The organism is Salipiger marinus, assembly GCF_035481585.1.
Taxonomy (GTDB): domain Bacteria; phylum Pseudomonadota; class Alphaproteobacteria; order Rhodobacterales; family Rhodobacteraceae; genus Salipiger; species Salipiger marinus.
Window position 1 is genome coordinate 1 of record NZ_JAYKSL010000040.1, and the last position, 18,036, is coordinate 18,036.

Annotated in this window: 19 protein-coding genes and 2 pseudogenes; 6 read left to right on the forward strand and 15 right to left on the reverse strand. The window is 61.4% G+C overall.

Annotated elements, in window-relative coordinates; all coding sequences use genetic code 11:
* A pseudogene (locus VK682_RS26000) lies at window positions 1-383 on the forward strand (type IV secretory system conjugative DNA transfer family protein); the annotation flags it as partial.
* Between the two features lie 104 nt (window positions 384-487).
* Window positions 488-1,774, forward strand: a pseudogene (locus VK682_RS26005) (type IV secretory system conjugative DNA transfer family protein); the annotation flags it as partial.
* Between the two features lie 156 nt (window positions 1,775-1,930).
* On the opposite strand, the gene VK682_RS26010 reads toward VK682_RS26005, so the two are convergent.
* Window positions 1,931-2,437 carry a PIN domain-containing protein gene (locus VK682_RS26010; RefSeq protein WP_465270360.1) on the reverse strand — a complete coding sequence of 169 codons (507 nt, stop codon included), beginning with the start codon at window positions 2,435-2,437 and terminating at the stop codon, window positions 1,931-1,933.
* The gene (locus VK682_RS26015; RefSeq protein ID WP_324782867.1) at window positions 2,434-3,555 is read right to left on the reverse strand and encodes an ImmA/IrrE family metallo-endopeptidase; all 1,122 of its coding nucleotides are present in this window, start codon (window positions 3,553-3,555) and stop codon (window positions 2,434-2,436) included. The genes VK682_RS26010 and VK682_RS26015 overlap by 4 nt, the downstream gene beginning before the upstream one ends.
* Before the next feature lie 66 nt (window positions 3,556-3,621).
* Here VK682_RS26015 and VK682_RS26020 point away from each other — a divergent pair, with 66 nt between their 5' ends.
* From VK682_RS26020 to VK682_RS27445, 4 genes are read left to right on the forward strand one after another with little or no spacing between them, the layout of a single operon-like run.
* On the forward strand, window positions 3,622-3,846 hold the full coding sequence (locus VK682_RS26020) for a DUF2188 domain-containing protein (RefSeq protein ID WP_009815559.1): 225 nt from the start codon (window positions 3,622-3,624) through the stop codon (window positions 3,844-3,846).
* A gap of 26 nt (window positions 3,847-3,872) precedes the next feature.
* Window positions 3,873-4,898, forward strand: a complete 1,026-nt coding sequence (locus VK682_RS26025) for a CBASS cGAMP-activated phospholipase (RefSeq protein ID WP_324782868.1) — start codon at window positions 3,873-3,875, stop codon at window positions 4,896-4,898.
* Entirely contained in the window at window positions 4,895-6,094 is a 1,200-nt protein-coding gene (locus VK682_RS26030) for a nucleotidyltransferase domain-containing protein (protein ID WP_324782869.1), read from the forward strand. The genes VK682_RS26025 and VK682_RS26030 overlap by 4 nt, the downstream gene beginning before the upstream one ends.
* A complete protein-coding gene (locus VK682_RS27445; RefSeq protein ID WP_465270359.1) occupies window positions 6,094-6,567 on the forward strand; it encodes a type II CBASS E2 protein in 474 nt (157 codons plus the stop codon). Before VK682_RS26030 ends, VK682_RS27445 begins: the two co-directional genes overlap by 1 nt.
* A gap of 136 nt (window positions 6,568-6,703) precedes the next feature.
* Here the strand turns inward: VK682_RS27445 and VK682_RS26035 are convergent, their stop codons facing one another.
* From VK682_RS26035 to VK682_RS26095, 13 genes are all read right to left on the reverse strand, one after another.
* Window positions 6,704-7,783, reverse strand: coding sequence for a TrbL/VirB6 family protein (locus VK682_RS26035; RefSeq protein ID WP_324782870.1), 1,080 nt, complete (start codon window positions 7,781-7,783; stop codon window positions 6,704-6,706).
* Between the two features lie 407 nt (window positions 7,784-8,190).
* Window positions 8,191-8,379 (reverse strand): hypothetical protein, encoded by a 189-nt coding sequence (locus VK682_RS26040; RefSeq protein WP_036562870.1) that lies wholly within the window; start codon window positions 8,377-8,379, stop codon window positions 8,191-8,193.
* The gene (locus VK682_RS26045) at window positions 8,376-9,362 is read right to left on the reverse strand and encodes an ATPase, T2SS/T4P/T4SS family (protein ID WP_324782871.1); all 987 of its coding nucleotides are present in this window, start codon (window positions 9,360-9,362) and stop codon (window positions 8,376-8,378) included. Before VK682_RS26045 ends, VK682_RS26040 begins: the two co-directional genes overlap by 4 nt.
* Before the next feature lie 4 nt (window positions 9,363-9,366).
* On the reverse strand, window positions 9,367-10,746 hold the full coding sequence (locus VK682_RS26050; protein WP_324782872.1) for a TraB/TrbI/VirB10 family type IV secretion system protein: 1,380 nt from the start codon (window positions 10,744-10,746) through the stop codon (window positions 9,367-9,369).
* Window positions 10,743-11,438 carry a TrbG/VirB9 family P-type conjugative transfer protein gene (locus VK682_RS26055; protein ID WP_090524998.1) on the reverse strand — a complete coding sequence of 232 codons (696 nt, stop codon included), beginning with the start codon at window positions 11,436-11,438 and terminating at the stop codon, window positions 10,743-10,745. The genes VK682_RS26050 and VK682_RS26055 overlap by 4 nt, the downstream gene beginning before the upstream one ends.
* Window positions 11,439-11,440: 2 nt before the next feature.
* Window positions 11,441-12,094: a VirB8 family type IV secretion system protein gene (locus tag VK682_RS26060; RefSeq protein WP_090525000.1), complete on the reverse strand. Its 654-nt coding sequence runs from the start codon at window positions 12,092-12,094 to the stop codon at window positions 11,441-11,443.
* Window positions 12,095-12,111: 17 nt separating this feature from the next.
* The gene (locus tag VK682_RS26065) at window positions 12,112-12,921 is read right to left on the reverse strand and encodes a type IV secretion system protein (RefSeq protein ID WP_090525096.1); all 810 of its coding nucleotides are present in this window, start codon (window positions 12,919-12,921) and stop codon (window positions 12,112-12,114) included.
* A complete protein-coding gene (locus VK682_RS26070) occupies window positions 12,921-14,075 on the reverse strand; it encodes a lytic transglycosylase domain-containing protein (RefSeq protein WP_176805114.1) in 1,155 nt (384 codons plus the stop codon). Before VK682_RS26070 ends, VK682_RS26065 begins: the two co-directional genes overlap by 1 nt.
* Window positions 14,065-14,232 (reverse strand): hypothetical protein, encoded by a 168-nt coding sequence (locus VK682_RS26075; RefSeq protein ID WP_176805116.1) that lies wholly within the window; start codon window positions 14,230-14,232, stop codon window positions 14,065-14,067. The genes VK682_RS26070 and VK682_RS26075 overlap by 11 nt, the downstream gene beginning before the upstream one ends.
* Window positions 14,229-16,604: a VirB4 family type IV secretion/conjugal transfer ATPase gene (locus VK682_RS26080; protein ID WP_324782873.1), complete on the reverse strand. Its 2,376-nt coding sequence runs from the start codon at window positions 16,602-16,604 to the stop codon at window positions 14,229-14,231. The genes VK682_RS26075 and VK682_RS26080 overlap by 4 nt, the downstream gene beginning before the upstream one ends.
* Window positions 16,594-16,872, reverse strand: coding sequence for a VirB3 family type IV secretion system protein (locus tag VK682_RS26085; RefSeq protein ID WP_040104433.1), 279 nt, complete (start codon window positions 16,870-16,872; stop codon window positions 16,594-16,596). Before VK682_RS26085 ends, VK682_RS26080 begins: the two co-directional genes overlap by 11 nt.
* Window positions 16,865-17,167: a TrbC/VirB2 family protein gene (locus tag VK682_RS26090; protein WP_067923895.1), complete on the reverse strand. Its 303-nt coding sequence runs from the start codon at window positions 17,165-17,167 to the stop codon at window positions 16,865-16,867. The genes VK682_RS26085 and VK682_RS26090 overlap by 8 nt, the downstream gene beginning before the upstream one ends.
* 89 nt (window positions 17,168-17,256) lie before the next feature.
* Window positions 17,257-17,877, reverse strand: coding sequence for a lytic transglycosylase domain-containing protein (locus tag VK682_RS26095; protein ID WP_067923858.1), 621 nt, complete (start codon window positions 17,875-17,877; stop codon window positions 17,257-17,259).
* Window positions 17,878-18,036: the final 159 nt, after the last annotated feature.

An 18,036-nucleotide genomic window follows, 5' to 3' on the forward strand; every position in this document is an offset into this window, starting at 1 on the left:
GGTTCATCCTCGGCAAGCTGGGGCCGCCGGGCTCCCGCGCCAATTACATTTGCTCCAAGGTCTTCCCCCATGCGTTGATCGTGGCGCCCACGGGCCGCGGCAAGACCACGGGCTTTGTCATTCCGAACCTGCTGACCTGGCAAGGCTCCGCCGTGACGCTCGATGTGAAGGGCGAGTGTTTCGAGGCCACGGCCCGGCACCGCGCAGCCCAGGGCGACAAGGTCTATCGCTTTGCCCCCACAGATTGGGAGGGCAAGCGCACGCATCGCTACAACCCGCTCCTGCGCATTTATCAACTGAAAGATCCCGCGCGCCAGCAGATGGAATTGCAGCTTCTTGCGACGCTCTTCCTGCAAAGCGACAATGACCGGGTGCAGGGCCTCCTCAAAGGCGGGNTTATCAACTGAAAGATCCCGCGCGCCAGCAGATGGAATTGCAGCTTCTTGCGACGCTCTTCCTGCAAAGCGACAATGACCGGGTGCAGGGCCTCCTCAAAGGCGGGATTGATCTCTTCGTGGCAGCAGGCCTGCTGGCGTTCCAGCGCAAGCGCCCGACCTTGGGAGAAATCTACCGCATCGCGGCCTCCGGTGGGAACAAGCAGAAGGAGTATTTTGCGCGGGGCCATGAGGTCGACAACAGGGCCGCCAAGCTGATCTTCACGCGATTGGCCTCCACCAACAACGACACGCTGACCTCTTACGTCTCGCTCCTGATGACCTCGGGGCTCGATCAATGGCAGAACCCGGCCATCGACGAGGCGACGGCGGTGTCGGACTTTGATTTTCGGACGATCCGCAAGAAGCCCTTTTCGGTCTATCTCGTGGTCCAGCCGCTGATGGTAAAGCCACTCGCACCGCTGATCCGGCTGTTTTTCTCCGATCTCCTCTCCGCCATGCAGGAAAAGGACCCGGGGCCGGATGAGCCCTGGCCCGTAATGATCATGCTCGACGAGTTCAACCGTCTCGGAAAAATGCCGATCGTGGTCGAGAGCATCGAGACGCTGCGGACCTATCGTGGTCACCTCGCTGTGGTCACCCAAACCATTCCCGCCCTCGACGAAATCTATGGCGAGAACACCCGGCGCGCCTTGCAGGGCAATGCCGGCGTGAAGCTCTACCTGACGCCCTCGGATGAGAAAACGGTCGAGGAGCTCAGCAAGGCTGTCGGAAAGACCACAAAGACCGTCATCACGCGGTCCCAGTCTATCGGCAAGAACCCCTTCGAGGGCCGCAGCCAAGCGACCCGGACTGAAGAGAGCTCGTTGTTGCCTGAAGACGAAGCGCGCCGTCTGCCCCTCGACGAGATTGTCATGGTGATCGATGCCCAGATGCCGGTCCGGGCAAAGCGGATCCAGTATTTTGATGATCGGCTGTTCAAGGCGATCCACGTGGCACAGACGGGCGAGTTGCCGTTTCCGAAGCCGGGGGGAGGGGGATCGCAGGGCAATCTCCCGTTGAGCGTGCGCGCCATGCCGATGACTCCGCCTTCGAACGGACCAGGTGGGTCTGACGCCGTTGTGGAGACCGCACACCAAGATGCTGGCAGCCAAACGTCAAAGCAAACCGACGTCGCTCCAAAAAAGACCGCGCCTGTCGTTCAAACCGTTATCGCCGAGGAACAGCGCCAGATGGAGATGGATTTTGGAAGCCAGGTCGCCGATGCTGAGGCAGCGAGCGTAGCTGATGAGGCGCAGATGCGCTCTGCAGTCGATGGCTTGGAGGACATGGAAGCGATGCTGCGAGAGGAGGATGGTGAAAGGCTGGTTGCGCGATAGGGTGGCGGGCATGGCGACCTGCGCGTAGCTTCCGTAACGCTGAATGTCACAAACGATGCTTTTTGACGCCGAAAAAAAGGGGCTGGTTTGCATGACCGTTCGATCTTTCGCTCGGAACGTCGTGGGCAGGGTCCAGCCATCTCCACCTTGTTCAGATTATGCCCCGAGACGGCGCAGCCGCTTGTCGATCTCGGCGGGGGGTAGGAAGACCGCCTCATCCGCCCGCCAGATTTGCAGGGCGGAGACAAGAAGCCCGACATCGCAGGCTTCGGCGGCGTGCAGCTCGTCGATGATCCAGAGGACGCCATGAACGCGCACCGCGCGAGCGGTGGCGACCTTGCGTAGAAGGTTGTCGCCGGTCAGGAGGATGCCGTTTTCCTGGCAGGTTGTCGTCACGAGGGCGAAGCAATCATTGGCCGACAGGCGGCTATGTTCCCGCTTTAGAGCGAAAACCCGCGCGACTTCTTCCCCCGGCAGATCGTAGGTGGCGAGGCCGCCGTCTTCGAGCATCCGCCATTCCTGCGCCGTGAAATCGAGCAGGTCCTCCTCACGGATGGGCAGGGGCACGATGAAGCGATAGGGCAGCCGCAGCAGGACGTGCAGCAACTCTCCCTTCTTCAAGTCGATCAGACAGGACGCATCATTGACGACAACACAGGTCACTGGTCACGAGGCCCCCTGATGTCGCGTTCGACAACGCTCAAGGGGAGCCCGAGCATCTGCGCCGCCCGCACGGGGGAAATCATCTCCTCGCCGAGCGCGCGCCAGACGAGGCGCTCGAAGCGCTGCGGCTTCTCGAAGGCCGCAAAGCCCTCGCCTGGACCGATAGGCTCCGGCTCCTCGCGCCGCCAGCTTCGCGCATAGGTCTTGAACGCATATTCCACAGCGCTCTTCGACAGGATGCCCACCTGGCCGAGCCGCACGAGCATCGCGGCGGCGGAGACGCCATAGGTGCGCTTGAGCCGCATGATCTCTATCCAGGTCATGCCGTGACGGTTTCGGCCAGCTTCCTCTTCCAGATGCTCACGCGGAATGAGGAACGCCCCCGCGAAGCGGTGCATCGAGGGCTCCTTTTTCAGTGCGGCATTGCCGGTTTCGGTGATGATCCGGTGCGCGAGTTCGTGGGCGAGGTTGAAGCGCTTGCGTTCGACATTGGTGTGCCGCGAGACGACGATCACCTCAGTCGGTGCGCCCTCCGCCCGTTCGACATGACAGGCCAGCCCGTTGATGCGTTCCGGGAGATCGGCCTCGATGACCTTGAGTCCCTTGTCTTCGAGCAGGGCGGTCATACTCGGGATCGGGTCGATCCCAAGCTGCCACTCGCGCCGCACGTCCCGCGCCTTGGCGTCGATGGCCTCTTCATCGGCCACCATGTCCACGCGCAGCGCGGCGAAGGGGTCTTCAGCGGGGTGCATATCGAGGATGTCCTCGATGGCGAGATAGTCTTCGAGCTTCTCGATGACGATGGATTCCGCCATCGCGCGATCCTGCGCCGAGGCGGTCGAGTTCTTTCGCCACTCGACGCTTTCCAGAGCTTCGACCTGACCGCCGAGCAGGAAGTCCAGTGACGCGCCGAGCGCCTTGCCGAGGCCGACCAGCACCGACGAGGACGGCATCATCTTGTCCGCCTCGTATTTGCTGATGGCCTGCGCTGACACGCTTGGGGTTACGCGCTCCGCGAGCGCTTGCATGGATAGACCCGCCCGCTTGCGGGCAAGCCTGAGTCTTTGTCCGAACATGATCCTCTCCCGGCGGTTATTGTTGTGGTTGATAAACGCCATTTATTTCTGTATATGTAAATACAAGGTTGTCGCATCGTCAACCGAAATCGACACGTGAGGCTTGAAATGTCTAAGAAAAATCAGCATGTTGTGCCGCATGAAAGCGGTTGGGCAGTGAAGGGGGCGGGAAACTCCCGCGCGTCTTCCGTCCACGGCACGCAGCGCGAGGCCATCACGGCCGCGCGGGAATCCGCCATTCGTCAGGGCAGCGAGATGCTAATCCACGGCGAGAACGGTCGCATCCGCGAGCGCAACACCTATGGCAAGGACCCGTATCCGCCGAAAGGCTGAAGGGCATAAGCGGAATGGATGTCAGGATGAGCAACGGTGGGAACAACAGACAGATACGTCGCATCCTCTCCATCGACGGGGGCGGGATTAAGGGCACGATGCCCGCTGCATTCCTCGCGGGGCTCGAGGAAGATCTGGGCCAGCCCATTGGGCGCTATTTCGATCTCATCGCGGGCACATCGACGGGTGGCATCATCGCACTCGGCCTTGGCCTCGGCCGCACGGCAAAGGAACTGCTCGAGCTTTACGAGCGTCGCGGGCCTGTCATCTTCGGTCAGGACAATGTGGATGATGAACCGCTGGGGAGGATACGGCAGGCATGGCGCACCCTCACCGCCACAGGTCGGCACGTAGTCGGTCCAAAGCACGATGCGGCAATTCTTGCCCGTGAACTCAAGGCCGTTCTCGACAACGATCTGATCGGGCAATCACAGACCCGGTTGGTGATCCCGGCGTGGGATGCCGATCTCCGCAGCCCTTATATCTACAAGACCGCGCATCACACACGCCTGCAAACCGATTATCGCAAGACTGCGCTTGATGCCGCCCTGGCTACGGCAGCGGCACCTACGTATTTCAAGCGACATCGCACTGCTGATGATATTGGCCTGACCGATGGCGGGACATGGGCCAACAATCCCACAGCCATTGCTGTCGTCGAAGCCATCACTCTTCTGGGGTGGTATCCGTCAGACCTGCGCATTCTGAGCCTGGGGTGTCTGGACGAAGTCTACATGCTGCCCGAAAGTCCAGGGTTTGCCGGACTCGGCCTCAAAGTCCTCAACCTTTACGCGGATGGGCAATCACATGGCGCCCTCGGCATGGCAAAACTTCTGACGGGACACCCTTACGATGGGGATCGCATCTACCGCATTTCGCCGTCTGTCCCGAGCGGGTTTTTTACCTTGGATGACACCACGACGATCGGCCGCCTCAAGGGCCTCGGTATGTCAGAAGCCCGAAAAGCAAAGTCCCACCTGACCCCGATCTTTTTCACCCAGCCTGCCGATACCTTCGTGCCGGTCTATCAACTCAAGGAGAAAGCGGCATGAATCAGATGTTGCGACAGCCGCTGACCGACAGTGATATTCGGCGACGCACGCAGATATTCACCATCCTGGACGAGATAGGCGAGGATCTGGACCTCACCGAAACCCAGTTTGATCGTGCGCGCCAGAGCTATGGTGCCGTCGGAGACTGGCTGTCCGGTTCAACTGATCCCCTACTCGTCAGTGTTCTGGTCTATCTCCAAGGGTCCAGTGCGCTTGGAACGGCCGTGAAGCCAATCGGGCGGCGGGAATTCGATGTCGATCTGATCTGCTTTTGTGCAGGTATCGCGTCCGGCATCTCACCAGCGACCCTGAAGGCGGCGGTTGGAAACCGGCTCAAGGAACACGCCACCTATGTGCGCCTTCTCGAAGAAAAAAAGCGTTGTTGGCGTCTCAACTATGCGGGGGACTTCCACCTCGACCTATCCCCGACGATAGCAAACCCGGTCTGCGGCAACCGGGGCGAATTGGTGCCCGACCGGGCTCTGAAGGAATGGCATCCGACAAACCCGCGGGCCTACAAGACCCTGTTCGATGAGCGCGCCGCACTCCGGCCTACCTTTGTGGGCAAGTTCATCGCCATGCAGCGGGACGAGGCGACGGTGGAGCCGTTCCCCGTCCGAGAAGCAGTGAAAGGCATCCTGCGCCGCATCGTGCAATTGCTCAAACGGCACCGCGACGTTTTTTATCAGAACAACACGCAAGACGTGGCCCCGATTTCCGTTATCATTACCACCCTTGCAATGCAGTCCTATGCCTATTGCGTGCGCAACCACGTCTTCCATGACGAAATGGATCTGTTGGTCGAAACGATCCGGATGATGCCGCACTTCATCGACCGCCCCATTCTGGACGGACGGCGGGGCTATGCCATCCTGAACGAGACAACCAACGGGGAAAACTTCGCCGACAATTGGAACAAGGATGAACGCCGGGCACCAGCATTCTATGCGTGGCACGCACAAGCTCTGTCCGACTTTGAAGTCCTTCGCGATGCTGTTGGTCAGGACCGTGTGTCATTGAACATGGAGCGTTCGTTAGGTTCCGGAGTCACCGGACGGGTTCTCGGCAACCGCGTCAATGCGGTGTCGGATGGTCGCAAATCGGGTCTGCTTTCTGTCGCACCTGTGGTCGGGCTGACGACATCGAAGGTCGCAGCATCAACGACCGTGCCCACAAATACGTTCTTCGGTGATTGATGATAGGACGAGGCGGGCAATACGACCTGACCCTGTCGCAGCAGCTGCTGTTCCTGAAGGCAAGCCCGGCTATCAGTGGTGTGGGGCAGGTCCGCACAAACAAATTGACATGGCAAGAGCCTATACAACCGACCGCCTTGGCGCGCTCCTACCTTGCCACTATCACGCTTCAGCCGGGTCAAACGCCCGGTGTTCAGATAGACGACCCGGATCTGGACTTGCTGGCGGCAGGGCGTCCTTTGCCTCACGTCTACAGAGATCCGCTGCGCCTATGTCTTTATCTTCCAGGTGCCAGGGAATGGGACGCGCGGAAGCGGATCGACCAAACCATCATTCCGTGGACTTACCTTTGGCTCTATTATTTCGAAGATTGGCTTTGGTCAGACGACTGGAAAGGTGAAGGGCAACACCCCGGCGAAGAGCCTGAGCCAGTTGGCAATCGGGCGATGCGCAGGGCCGTGGCACGGTGCTAAAATTGTCGATTCCGCCTGTGGCAGAAACGGTCGTGTTTGGCCACGTGCCTTGTGTCGCGAGGGATCAATCGTTTAGCAATGACAAAAACCCGCGGCGAAACCTTTGCAGTTTTGGCAAGTTTTTGGCACCTGGCTGTCACCGCCTGCCCAACCTACCAAGTCTCGAAAGCTGTGCCAGCATTCGGGCGCCTGTTCCGGTTGCGTCACCCGGACGAGCCGCAGTTGGCCCTCCAGCAGTATTTGGCCGGCTCGGCAAGGCTTGCACGCCGAAGAATTGTCGCGCTCGAAGGGCTGCGTATTCAGCCCCAGTTGCGCCACCGATGGCATAGCGATTGTAAACTTGTTGGCTACCTGCAAGCCCTCTGGCGAAGACATAGCTTCCCCCGAACCCGGCTGAGAGTGCTGGCATCATGATGTTTCCGGAAATCGCCCGAACCAAGAAAGGCGTTGCTATGATGAAACCCTTTGCCATCAGCACCATCATGAAAAATGGGATAAGAGCCCCTATGTTCGAGGCTCCCTCCGGGTCGCCAAGCTCGGCAAGAAGTGCCCGAGAGACCCCCGTGATCGTCGCGAACACTCCGGCGACGACGATCGGATACATCGCGAATGAAATGAGCGCGGATAACCAGCGCGCGAAATAATCCTTGGTCACCTCGAACAGGGTCAAGAAGATCATCACTGGCGCAATGCCAATTAGCAGAGCGATCATGAGCCGGGACGCCACAACAATGAACGCCGCCAACCCGCCAAGAATCGAGAGCAGCAGAACCCCAAGTGTGTCAAGCAAGGCACCCGCCATCCAGTTCAGCTCAGATCCCGCAGCATTCAGATAGTCCCCGAGCGCTGCAATCAGTTCGTCAAATTCCTCTGCAAAGGTACCGGACGGACCAGGTGATCCGCCGCCGACAGAAGCCACAAGTGCCCCGGCAATGCTGTCAATTCCGTTCAGTATTGCTGAGGCAAGCGCATTGAACTGGACCCAGTTGGCCGCGAAGACCCCTATAAGTCCGACCTTCACGGCCAGCCAAAAGGCAGTTCGGCCGTCCATGGCGCGATACTGGTAGATCATGTTGATGAAGACCAGAATGACAACTAGTGTTGTGCCCAGAACCAGCAACGTGCCGACCGTTGCTGCGACCGCACCAAACTGAGTTTCGGCAGCGGTATCTAGATACCCTTCGGACGTTTCCACGAAGTAGGTGACGACACTCATGGATTGCTACCAGTTGCCAGCTGCTACGCAGATTGGCATGGCGGCGCGGCGCAGTTCATTTGCCTGTCGTCGGTATTCGGACGTCGCTTCGACAACGTCCCAGTATTTAGATGAAGCATAGCGCTCTGTGTAGAAGCGTACGGCGTCCTCCCAAGTTGGATACCGTGTGGGACAGTCGCAGTTTTGCGAGTCTACGACGCGCTCCATGCTTTGAGCCCGATATATCTGTTGGATCAAAAGGCGCTTATAGGATTCGCGCACATTGATGTTCTGCATCCACTTCGGCTCAGGTGGCTGGTCTGGGCAAACATTTGGGTGGTTGTCGAGCGTCGGGATCAGGTTCCGCTCGGCTACGCCAGCAGTTGTGCCAAAGATCAAGAGCAGGCCAGCGACTGCAATAGCCCGTGTCATTCCGATGCCGTCTTCATTGTACCAGTCTCACGCTTCAAGAAAGTGGTGTAGCCGTAGTCGCCGGCTTCGGCGGTGATAACCTCCCACCCTTCCGCGCCGCGCTCATTCAAAGCACGTCGCACCTCGTCGTAGTCCTTTTGCTTCTTCACCGGAAAGAACAGGATGTCATATTCAAAGGTTTTCATGCGGAAGTTCCAATCTCAGTTGCGCCGGGGAGGTAGAATTCGGTGATGCCGCGTTTGCCTTCATGGCGACCGGCCTGGATGATCACGTCAATGGAATTTTCGATGTACTGGATCATGTCGGCATAGGTCATCGGGATTTCGGTCTTGAGTGCCGCGATCGCGAGCCGCTGCACGGCCAATTGCGGGGTTTCGGCATGCAGCGTGGTCATGGACCCGCCATGGCCGGTGTTGATGGCTTCCAGAAAGGTCATGGCCTCCTTGCCGCGCACCTCGCCCAGGATGATCCGATCGGGGCGCATGCGCAGCGTGGCGGTGAGAAGCACATCAGCGGTCTGGAATTCTGCGTCGCGATTGGCGATGAGGGTCACGGCATTGGGCTGGGTCGGCAGAAGCTCGGCCGCTTCCTCGATGGTGACGATGCGTTCCTCGGCCGGCACATGGGCGAGGATCTTGCGCGCGGCCACGGTCTTGCCGGTGGAGGTGCCGCCCGAGACGATCATGTTGAGCTTGTTCTCGACGCAAAATGCCAGCGCATCATCGATTACGCCCGCGGCCACGACGGCGCGCAAGGCGCGCTTCTTTTCCACGCGCAGGTCTTCGAGCTTTCGCTCCTTTCCGTAGAGGAAATCGAGCGCAATGCCCTCGAGTGGCAGGCTTGAGAAGAACCGCAGGCTGATCGACATGGCCGAGAGCACGGCGGGCGGGGTGATGACCTGTGCGCGGATCGGGCGCCCCTTATAGGTGATCGAGACCGAGACGATGGGGCGGTCCTTGCTCATCGTGGTATTGGCCGAGGAGGCGATCTGGTTGCCGAGGTCCCTGACCTGAACGCCCGTCAGCCTCTGGTCCAGCGCGCGCATGAAGTGATCACCCTGGAATTCGCCCCAGCAGGTCCCGTCTGGATTGATGCAAATCTCGATGACATCGTCGCGGGCGGCGGCGTCGATCCGGTCGAGCGAGGTTTCGAGATAGCTCAGCGACATGGGCTCAGAATATCTCCAGATCGCGGTCGACCATGACCGTGACGCGGGCGCCCTGGTCGACATAGATGACGGGGCCGATGGAGAGGTAATCGCCTATGACGCTGTCCGTGGCATCTGCCAGATCATCGCCAACGTCTTCGAGAACGTCGGCGGCAGTCTCATCCTGGACCTCGGAGGCGGCGGCACTTGGTGCCGCGGAAATCAGCGAGATCAAGGCGGCCGACCCGAAACGCTCGGCAAAGCGCGTGTCCACGAAACCTGTGACACCGGAACGGCCCAGTTCATCACCCCCGAAAGAGCTGATCTGGACGGTTTGGCCCGCGGGCAGGATGATCCGGTCCCACCCGATGGTGACGCGGCGCTGCGCGATATCGACGCCCGCGCGGTAGCGCCCGATGAGACGGGATCCGCGCGGGATCAGGAGGCGCGTGCCATCCACGCTGTAGACATCCTCCGACACCACGGCACGGGTCTGGCCGGGCAGGGAGCTGTCGAGGGCGGTTTCCATGACGGCCTGGATCATGGTGCCCTGGATGATGGTGTTGGAGGGATTAGCGATCACCTCGGCCTGCGTCACGGTGGAGGGCAACGCCCCGTTCAGCACGAAATCCGTCACCTCGCCAAAAGTGCGTTCGGTCAGAGCCGTTTCATTCGCTCCGGACGTGCCGCCAAACGCGATGGTGGGGGAGGCGATGCGCCGCTCCTGGAAGGCGCGTTCCTCCGCGGCGCGGCGCTCCAGCTCGGCCATGCGCCGGGCTTCTTCCTCGCGGCGCAGTCGCTCTTCTTCGCGTGCGCGCAGCTCATCTTCCGTGGGGCCCGCTGGGGCGGGCTGGGGTCGGCTGGCCTCGAGTTGGGCCAATTCCAGATCCATGCGGAGTTGCTCAAGACTTCGATCCCGCGCTGTCAGTTCGTCCTGAAATCGTTGCTGTGCGGCTTCCGAGGCAGCTTGCAGCGCCGCGATCTGAGCGGTCAGCGCGTCGATCGCCTCTGCGGCGGCGGTGTCTTCCTCGACGACCGGTTCGGGGGCGTTGCGCAACTCCTCGATCTGGGCCTGCAGGGCGGTGATCTGCGCCAGAAGTTCGGCATTGGGCTCAACGGGGTCTGGTCCGACGAACACAACCTCGGGCTCGGGCGGGGGCAAGGTCTCGATAGCGCCAAAGCCATCCCCTTCGTTTTGGAAGACGTCCGGAGTGGCCGTCGGCAAGGCTTCCTCTTCGTCGGGCTGTGAGAGGAGATAAAGCAGGGCACCACCCGCGCCGATGACGAGGACCACGATCAGCGCGAGAAGGGGCGACCGGCGCTGCGCCGCCGTGGGGGCGCGGGCACTGCCTTTCTCAAGGGCGGCGAGGCGTTTTTCCAGCTCGGTGTTCCCGGTATCGCTCATGAGGTGGCCTCCGCGGGCGGGATCGCCTCGATGCAGACCACCTCTTCGCCCAGTCGCAGGACCCATTGGCGGTTCACGCCGCTGACGCGGATCACGCCGTCTTCAGGAGTTTGCGTGTTGACCGTGCGCTCGCGGCCGCCCGCGTAGCGGAAGATCGCGGGCACAGGTGCGTTTCTTGGAAACGCGAAATACGTGAACGTCCCGTCATCCCAGATGCGGGTTGGCGTGAACTCGGTGCGCGCGCTGGCACCGTAGTTGTAGTTCGGCGCTTGGGCGGCGATGGCCCGGGTCGGGCGCGCATCGTCCTCCGGATAGCGGAACTGCACCACGTAGAACGTTGGGCTGCGGACCTCCTGGACGTTGAAATAGTAGCTGCGCCTGTTCGTGTAGACGGTCACATTGGTATGCACCCCGCGCGCCACAGGCTTGATCGCGAAGGCTTGCCCGCCTGGCACGCCGTCGATCTCGAAGCCTTCCGTGTCGCCCGCAATGATCGAACGGATGCTTTCGCCTTCGCCAAACTCGATGGTGGTCACATGGGTGAGCGACACGCTGAGACGGTAGACCTGACCCTCCTGGTAGGTGGCCAAGCGCACCCGGCTGTCGTTGGGACCGCCACGCGGGATGGCTTCGGCAGAGGCGAGGCCGGGCAACAGGGCAATGACAAAAATAAGCGATCTTATAAACAACAACGTCAGTTCTCCAATCTGTCGGAGCGGATGGAATATTCGAGCACAGTGAACCCAAACGGGTTGGTCCAGACCTCATCGATGGACCTGCGGGTCTCGGGACGGAACTCGAAGAGAAGCGTGGCGGTGAAGAGCCCGGTCTGGGTGCCGTTGATGGAGGTCAGCCGCTTGCGCAAGCGCACGGTGGCGCGGTTGGATCCGATGCGACTGATGCTCAGGATTTCCACGTCGAGCCGGGCATTGGGGCCATAGACGGTCGGCGGATAGTTTTCATTTGCGCTGTTCCATATCTGGCGCAGCCCGCTCTCGGCGGCCCCGTCCGAGCGGCGCAGGACGCTGCGGATGCGCAGATCGTTATCGAGCTGGTTATAGACCTCCCGGTCGGTCACATAGCGGAAGACCTCCGCCTCGATGATCGCCTGGTTGGCGGTCACCGAGGAGGCGCCCACCGAGGCTTCGGGGAGTGCAAAGCCGGTGGCGGGATCATAGGGGACAACGACGGGGGGCGGGTCGACATCGAGGATCGCGACTGCTGCTGCGCTCAGACAGCCGATGATGCCGAAGACAAGGCCCATCAGGCCAAGGCGTTGCCAGAGCCGTTCGCGGCGCAGCGCGCCATAGACCAGTTCTTCCTCGATGATTTCCTGTTCATTCGCCACCCGTCATGCCCCCGCGATCACTCGGCCCGCAGGTCCGGCAAGGTGAAATCCATGAAGCGCTGCTCTTCGGCGATGGTGGCGGCATCAATCACGCCGCCCGTGCCATCGCCCACGGTTTGAATTGCTTCCAGTTGCCACATCGCCACGAGGGCGATGGCCAATTCAGCTGTCACGCGCGTGTTTAGATCGACGCTTTGCTTGAGCTCTTCCATGTCGTCGATCAGCCCGACAAGGCGGTCTACCCGCTCGAGCGACTGGCCGGCATCTTCATAGCTGTTCTGGGCGGCGGCTGAGACGAGCGCGCCGGTTGTGGCCTGCGTCGCCACGCGGTTGGCCCCGGGATTGCCGCTCGTGGCCATTTCCGAGAGGGTGGCCTCGTCAAAGCCGAGATCGGCCAGCACCCGGTCCATCTGGGTTTCGATTTCGCCTGCGCCAGAACCGGACAGGCCCGAGAAATCCCCTGTCTTGATCGCCTCAATCGTGGCGAGGATATCCCCGAACTCCTGGTCGAGCAGGCCATTGAGTTCGTCTTCCATCTCGGTGCGGATGATCTCCGGCAGTTCGGCAAGGCGGGTGAGGGCCTCGTAGGTTCGTTGCAGCTCCGCGAGTTGGTCCGTGAGCGTGGCAAGCTGTTCGCGTAGCTGCGTCAACTGCTCGTTTTGCAGAATCTCGTCCTCGATCATCTGCCGGAGCTGCTGGATGTTTTGCGCGATGTTCTGGGTATCGACGACGGGCACGCCTTGCGCGAGGGCAGGGGATAGGGCGCCAAGATGCAGACCAACCCCAAGTGTCGTGGCCAAAGCTGTCCTCAAGAGCAGATGTCCCATCATTCAATCTCCCTGATCGTAAAATCCATGAACGCGCCTTCGGCCATGCGGGCGCTGGCCTGGGCCAGCTCTTCGGCGGAAAGTACGCGGGTGCGGGCGGCCTGAAACCGGATGCGGGAGGCCACGAGACGCACCAGTTCGGCGCGGGCATAGGTGTTGAGTGCGACGCTCTCCTGCACGTCCTCGGTTTCGGAAATCCGTTCGACGATTTCCGCAATACGCAGGGCGGCTTGCCTGATCGCGGCGGGTGAGTTATTGCCATAAAAGGCCGCCCCATGACCCGTGAGCGAGAGGTTGGCATTGGCCAGAAGCGCGGGGTCGATCGTGCCAAGCGCTTCGATCCCGCCGATACGGGTCAAATAGAGGTTATAGCGTTCGGGGATCACCTGGACGTAGTGCTGGGTCTCGCGAAAGGGCGGAACGCCGCCATACTCGAAAACCCGGCCAGGTCCGGCGTTATAGGCCGCGAGGGCGTTGATGATGTTGCCATCGAATGTGTTGAGCTGGGTCGCGAGATAGCGCGCGCCGCCATGCACCTGCAGATAGGGGCTGTCATAGTATTCTGGGTTGATGCCGAGATCGCTGGCGGTGCCCGGCATGATCTGGGTGAGGCCATAGGCGCCGACGGGAGACCGTGCACCGATGGTGAAACGGCTTTCCTGCCAGATCAGCGCTTGCAGCAGCGCGCGCCATTGGACGGGGGAGAGCCCTGCGCGGCCAACACCCGCAAAGCCGCTGGTCTCCTGGGCGACCCGGATGATGAGCTGCTCGATGTTCTCAGACGCATCCCCGAACATCTGCGCACCGCCGGGATTGGGGTCGATGTCGGCATTGCCATAGACCGCCTCGACTGACCGGGCCGGATCCCCGCTGCCGCTTTCCAGCCCCGAGACCATAGCCGGCAAGCCCTGACCGCCGAAGCTGGTCTGGGCATCGAGGATGCGTTGCAGGGTTTCCAGCTGCTCCCGTTCGATCTCGGCAATGAGTTCGCGCACGGCGAGCTTGTCCGCCTGAACGGCCAAGTCAGCCTTGCGATCGCCAGTCTCGACGATGTCACGCGCGGTCAGCCCACTGTCATTGGTCGGCACGCCTTGAGACAAGGCGAGACCGGGCAGCAGGCAAAGTGCCAGGATATGAGGCAGGCTAGACTTCAACGTCGCCCTCCGGCGCGCCGAGCGGTGCGAAGTGGCAATCTTGGGATGTCGCTGCCGTCGAGGCGAGAAAGGAAAAGCAATTGGCCTGCGGCTCCCGATACTGTGTGCAGGAGGCCAGCGCGCCGAGCGCAGCCAAAGCGATAAGATTACGGATCATGAAAGCCTCCAAAAATCTGGGCGGTCGCGGTAATCGGCGCCAACAAGCGCTTCGCCCTTTTCCATGCCGCCAAGGATCGTGAGACTGGGCCCAAGGGCGCTCAGATCGGCATCGACGACGATCGAGCCCTGATCGTCGCGGATCAGTGCGAGGCGGCTGTTGCTGCCCGTGTTGAGAAGGACGTCGAGCTCCTTCTCCGTGAGGTTCAGCATGGCGTAGTCCGCAGGCTGCGCGCGGATATTGGGCAGCAGGATCTGCGTCGGAACGGCTTCGACGATGGTCTTGCCGGTCCGGGTGCGCTCAAGCTGGCTGGCATATTGCGTCATCATCACGGCGACGGTGTTCTGCTTGCGCGCAGTCACGAGCCAGTTCGACAACCGTTCGGCGAAATATGCGTTGTCGAGCGCCTTCCAGGCCTCGTCGATCACGATGATGGTGGGGCGGCGGTCCTCGATCTCGCGCTCGACCCGGCGGAAAAGATAGGACAGGACCGCCATCCGTTCCTTGTCGGCCTCGCTGTCTAGAATGCCGGTCAGATCGAAGCCCACGACATCGCCCTTGAGCGAGAACGTGTCCTCGAGGCTCTGCCCGAAGATCCAGCCGTAGCGGCCGTCTTCGGTCCACTCGAGCAGGCGCTGGTGCAGATCGCCGCCGTCATCCGTAGACACAAAAAGCGATGCGAAATCCCGCCAGTTCCGCAGGGCCGGATTGGTGGCCTGGGCATTCTGGCGCACGACCTCCTGGATGCGGTTGGTCTGCGCCGGGGTCAGGGGCTTGTCGGCGCGGTAGAGCAGGGTTGTGAGCCAATCCGAGAGCCAGGCGGTGCCGCGCGCATCGGTCTCTGTCCAGAGCGGGTTTAGACCCGTGGGCTGGCCGGCGTTCAGGGAGGCGTAGCGCCCGCCATTGGCGCGCACCGCCATCTCCATGCCAAGACGGTAATCGAAGACGAAGATCCGCGCCCCTGCGCGACGGGCCTGGGTCATCAGGAAGGCGGACAGCACCGATTTGCCCGACCCGGGTCGTCCCATGATCAGGGTATGGCCGCTGGTCGGTTCTTTGTCGGGCGAGCCCTGCTCGTGATAGGAAAACCGGTAGGCGCTCTGCTCCGGCGTGGGCAAATAAGTTACGACCCGGCCCCATGGGGTTTTCGCGGCGGGTTTGCCGAGCTGTGTCCGGTGAAAGGCCGCAAAATCCGCGAAGTTGCGATTGGTGACGGCGCTGGCACGCACGCGCTTGGGCTGGTTGCCGGGATGCTGGCTGAGGTAATGGGCCTTTGCGGCGACCCGCTCACCGATCATCTTCACGCCTTCGGTCGCGGCGGCGTTCACGATTTCGGCGCTGAGCGTCTGCAGCTCTTCGAGCGTTTCGCAGAAAAGCGTCACGACCATATGGTGTTCGCCGAAGCTTTGGCGCTTGGCCTCGAGATCATCGGCGGCGATATCGAGGGCTTCTAGGAGCGAGAGGGCCGCGTCTTGGCTGGCCTGCATCTGGCGCTTTTGCCGTTTGATGCGGCCCGCCATGAGGTTCGAATTGATCGGGGTGAAGGAATGGGTGACGATCATGTCGACCGGTAGGTTCAGCATGTCGAACATGGTGCAGGAGGTGCCTTCCGAGTATTCCCCGATGGTGAAACTCTTGCCGTAGCGATGCCCCACGACGCCCTCGGAAAGCTCGAAATGGTCGCCGTGAAACGTCACGCGGGTATTGGCGACGTTGAAGGACAAAAAGCCGTAGGTGTTGGCCGGGTAGAGCGGCAGCTCGGTGCCCGTGTTGAGCGCGCCCAGAAACCCCACCAATTCCCCCGATGCAGCCGACAGCAGGCGCGGTTTGAGCTCTGCGAGGCCGGACAGGAAGACGTTCACGGCCTCGCCCAGGCGCTGCAGGCGTTTGCGGGTCTCCTCTCTCAGCCGGTCCGGCGCGCTGCGGCTGAGGAACGGCAGGAGGCTTTTCGGGGGTGGGCGGTGAATGACGGTGAGCGTCAGCGTCTTGTCGCGCAGCCCGCTGGTCTCGAGTTTCGCGCGCCAGCGCCGGTCAACCTCGCCTGCGAAGCTGTCCTCACGGATCGGGTCGAGATCAGGTTTGATGGCCTTGGAGACCTTGTGGACGTAATAGCTGAATTCCGGCCCGAGCTGCGCGACGATGCGGGCAAAGAGCGCCGTCACCTTGTCGAGATAGGCATCGTCGGTCGTGTAGCTGTTGATCCCCTCGAGCCGGATGCAGCGGAAGAGTTCGTTCACCCGGGTCCGCACGGTCTGGTCGTCGACGAGGCTCACATAGGGCAGCATATGCGCGAGGCGGGTCTCGCGCGCATACCAGTCTGGCGTCATTGTGCGGGCATCGAGCGCAGCATCACGGGCGTCATCACGGGGCATAGCTGTCCCCGCCATGGATGGACCTGTTGCGCGTGGGCGGTGTCTCCTGCAGGGCCGTCATCATTACGTCGATGAAACGCGGGTCCCAATCCGCGGCCTTCCAAAGCACCGGATAGAGCAGGGCGGCGAAACCCAGCACCGCGATGTGCTGGACCCAGACGAACAAGAGCACCGAACCGAAGAGCCAGACCATCGCATACATGATGGGCAGGCCCAGAAGCTTCGGCGGGCGCACGAGCCCAAGAAAGAGGGGCGCGCGTTCAGCCACCGGCAAAGACCGCAGCAACGATCGTCGGGGCAGCCGCGACACCGGCGATGCCGACCAGGACCCAGAGCGCCTGGCGCAGATCAATGATGTTGAAGAACCAGCTCAGGAAAACTCCCAGAACGGCGAGCGTGGCAATGACGACCCCAAGCGGGCCGGTCAGGGCATCGACGATGCCCTGCAACAGGCTTTGGATCGGGGAGAGATCAATGCTTTGTGCGAGGGCCGGTTCTGCGACGAGCAGGAAGAGCGCCAACGAGGCGATAAAGAGGTTTGAAACCCAACTTGTTTGGAAAATTCGGTATCGCCAATGCACTGCCGCGCTGCGCGCTCTCGTGACATTGCCGATAAGTGTTTTGAGGAATGATTTCCAAAAAGGTTGGGACATCATGAATTTGATCCTTCCAATCGGGCCACGACGGCCATGACGCGGGCCACGTGGTTCTGGGTTTCTCGGTAGGGGGGAATGCCACCGTGCTGGCGCACGGCGTCCGGCCCCGCGTTGTAGGCCGCCAGCGCCAGATGCGGATCGCCGAAGCGTTCCAGCATCATCGCGAGGTAACGGGCAGAGCCGTCGAGGTTCTGTTGGGGGTCACGCGGGTCAACGCCCAGATCACGAGCCGTCGCAGGCATCAATTGACCAAGGCCAATAGCACCTGCACTTGAAATCGCATCCTGCCGGTAGGCGCTCTCAACCTCGATATTGGCCCGATAGAGAGCCAGCCAATCCGTGACGGACAGTCCCGCGCGGCGCAAACCGGGATGGCCGGCATAACGCAGGGCTGTTGCCTCGATGCCCAAGAGAACGTCTGCGCGGGGCAGGGGTGCTGGCTGGGCGAGTGCCGCAAACCTCAGCGCGTCAGGTTTGGGCGCTGCTTCCGTCTCACCAAGGATAGCCAAACCATCGGACGCCGATCCCTGACCAACGCCGTCATTGTAGTTCTGGGCAAAACCGCTCTGAGACCGGGATGGGGTCAGAGAGCCGTCGCTATCCATGACCAGGACCATCTGTGCAGAGGCTGGGGCGGCGACCAGCCAGAGACAGACGAGGTTAGTTGCCAGTGCCCTTGTCTGATGGGGCTTTGTCTGGCGGGGCGAATTTGTGCGTACGGCTTGTCCCCGCCTCAAGCGGCAGGTCGACATGCGCAAAGCCAAGGCCAATGAAGA

Bases quoted from the DNA above. Each gene is read 5' to 3' on its own strand.
- VK682_RS26065 (WP_090525096.1), bottom strand. From the start codon at position 12,921: ATGGGACATCTGCTCTTGAGGACAGCTTTGGCCACGACACTTGGGGTT.
- VK682_RS26050 (WP_324782872.1), bottom strand. From the start codon at position 10,746: ATGAGCGATACCGGGAACACCGAGCTGGAAAAACGCCTCGCCGCCCTT.
- VK682_RS26075 (WP_176805116.1), bottom strand. From the start codon at position 14,232: ATGATCCGTAATCTTATCGCTTTGGCTGCGCTCGGCGCGCTGGCCTCC.
- VK682_RS26030 (WP_324782869.1), top strand. From the start codon at position 4,895: ATGAATCAGATGTTGCGACAGCCGCTGACCGACAGTGATATTCGGCGA.
- VK682_RS27445 (WP_465270359.1), top strand. From the start codon at position 6,094: ATGATAGGACGAGGCGGGCAATACGACCTGACCCTGTCGCAGCAGCTG.
- VK682_RS26045 (WP_324782871.1), bottom strand. From the start codon at position 9,362: ATGTCGCTGAGCTATCTCGAAACCTCGCTCGACCGGATCGACGCCGCC.
- VK682_RS26015 (WP_324782867.1), bottom strand. From the start codon at position 3,555: ATGGCGTTTATCAACCACAACAATAACCGCCGGGAGAGGATCATGTTC.
- VK682_RS26020 (WP_009815559.1), top strand. From the start codon at position 3,622: ATGTCTAAGAAAAATCAGCATGTTGTGCCGCATGAAAGCGGTTGGGCA.
- VK682_RS26025 (WP_324782868.1), top strand. From the start codon at position 3,873: ATGAGCAACGGTGGGAACAACAGACAGATACGTCGCATCCTCTCCATC.
- VK682_RS26040 (WP_036562870.1), bottom strand. From the start codon at position 8,379: ATGAAAACCTTTGAATATGACATCCTGTTCTTTCCGGTGAAGAAGCAA.
- VK682_RS26080 (WP_324782873.1), bottom strand. From the start codon at position 16,604: ATGCCCCGTGATGACGCCCGTGATGCTGCGCTCGATGCCCGCACAATG.
- VK682_RS26095 (WP_067923858.1), bottom strand. From the start codon at position 17,877: ATGGTCCTGGTCATGGATAGCGACGGCTCTCTGACCCCATCCCGGTCT.
- VK682_RS26035 (WP_324782870.1), bottom strand. From the start codon at position 7,783: ATGAGTGTCGTCACCTACTTCGTGGAAACGTCCGAAGGGTATCTAGAT.